A 1,581-nucleotide genomic window follows, 5' to 3' on the forward strand; every position below is an offset into this window, starting at 1 on the left:
AACGCAAGCCAAATGTAGCTCGTGCGCAATCGCCTCAACCAAATGCAGCCGGCGAGCAGCGCAATGATGCTGAAGATCAGCAAGCCGATGACGAGATTACTGGAGTAACTCAACACCGGGGAAGCCGCGGCAGGCATCGCGTTGTCAAACGGGTGGGCCAGCAGGGCAAACAATAGAAATGCGGCGGACAGCAAACTGACCAACCGAAAAAACATGGCGCCGATTTCATCCAGTGAGATAAAGAGCAGCGGCAACAACCCGCCTACCGCAAGATGGAGGAAGAGTGAAAAGAAGATGAGCTTGAACATGAAATCTGCGGGTAGAAGTTTAATTCAGCGAAAACTCAAACGAATACACCTCGGGATGCTCGATGGGCCGGCGATGTTTGAAATTCTCCCAGATCTTGTGCGTGTGTGTGATTTGGGTTTCGCCGTAGGTCCAGCACAGCAGCGTTTCGGGAATCATGCTCTTGAAATCGACCGTGAAGTAGCCCTTGGGATAAGCGCCGAGCTTGACGATTTGATTCGACCAGCGCTCGAGCATCAACGCCACCTGCAGGTCGTAGCTCTGTTGCGCATCATCTTCATTGAACAACTGCTCGGATTCCATGCGCACTTTGGCGTCCTCCAAAGACTCGATCACCTGCTCCGTCAGCTCGATGACTTTGGGCAAGATCTTATTTGCCTGTTCGAGCGTGAAAGCGGGCATGCCATCATCCGTGAATTGATCGAACTGCTTCAAGCTTCCTCCAAAGAGACGGTTTGAAAAATCGTTTTGCTCACGTGATTACATTGTGTCGACCACAGCTATGGCGCACTGTGAGCATGCACCAATGAAGTTTGGGCAATTTTCATCAATAACCGAAGCGCTTCATTGACGGCTTCGGCATTTGGAAAAGCGGCAGCAACATCCGGGTCCAATAATATGAGATTACTGCCGCTATGTTCTAGCCGTTGTACATATTTGCCTCGCACGCCATTGCGCAGCAACGTTTCATCATACTCGGGCAGCAGTTCGTCGTTGAGATCGGTTTCAACGTCAGCTTTCATATAATTTCCTTTCATAGCGCGTCGTTACACGGGCACTTATGATACGAATATTATCTTCTCGGTCAACATGAGACACGATAAGCAGACAATTGTTTACAGACAAGCCAATAATGATATACCGTTCTTCACCCATAGAATGTATGGGGTCGGGATATGTCACCGAAAGCGGATCATAAAAAACTGAGGAAGCCTCAATAAAATCAACCCCCATGTTTTCCCAGGTTGTGCTCGGCTTTTTTAGGATCCCATTCGAATTGCATTTGATTTCCCGCGCCAACCTGAGAACCATTTCAATTAAACGCCGAAATCCCGGTCACGGCCTGGCCCAAAATCAACGTGTGAATCTCATGCGTGCCTTCATAGGTTTTCACGCTTTCCAGATTCGCGGCGTGGCGCATGGCAACATAATCATCGACGATGCCGTTGGCGCCCAAAATCTCGCGGCACATGCGCGCGATTTCCAGCGCATGAAAGCAATTGTTGCGTTTCGCCAGGCTGATTTGCGCCGGCTGGGCATTGCCCTGATCTTTCA

The 1,581-nt window shown here is 50.0% G+C and carries 4 protein-coding genes and 1 pseudogene; all 5 read right to left on the reverse strand.

Annotated features, from left to right (window positions below):
- The coding region (locus FBQ85_30145) for a hypothetical protein (GenBank protein MDL1879394.1) at positions 1 to 308 on the reverse strand (308 nt) is incomplete at its 3' end.
- 19 nt (positions 309 to 327) lie between these two features.
- On the reverse strand, positions 328 to 741 hold the full coding sequence (locus tag FBQ85_30150) for a DUF2203 family protein (protein MDL1879395.1): 414 nt from the start codon (positions 739 to 741) through the stop codon (positions 328 to 330).
- A 65-nt stretch (positions 742 to 806) separates the two neighbouring features.
- Positions 807 to 1,049, reverse strand: a complete 243-nt coding sequence (locus FBQ85_30155) for a hypothetical protein (GenBank protein ID MDL1879396.1) — start codon at positions 1,047 to 1,049, stop codon at positions 807 to 809.
- Positions 1,039 to 1,309 (reverse strand): annotated as a pseudogene (locus FBQ85_30160) (BrnT family toxin). Before FBQ85_30160 ends, FBQ85_30155 begins: the two are co-directional and overlap by 11 nt.
- A 30-nt stretch (positions 1,310 to 1,339) precedes the next feature.
- The coding region (locus FBQ85_30165; GenBank protein MDL1879397.1) for an acyl-CoA dehydrogenase at positions 1,340 to 1,581 on the reverse strand (242 nt) is incomplete at its 5' end.

Source organism: Cytophagia bacterium CHB2 (genome assembly GCA_030263535.1).
Taxonomy (GTDB): domain Bacteria; phylum Zhuqueibacterota; class Zhuqueibacteria; order Zhuqueibacterales; family Zhuqueibacteraceae; genus Coneutiohabitans.

What these genes read in the sequence shown, in the direction of transcription:
- FBQ85_30155 (MDL1879396.1), bottom strand. Translation starts at nt 1,049, where the DNA reads ATGAAAGCTGACGTTGAAACCGATCTCAACGACGAACTGCTGCCCGAG.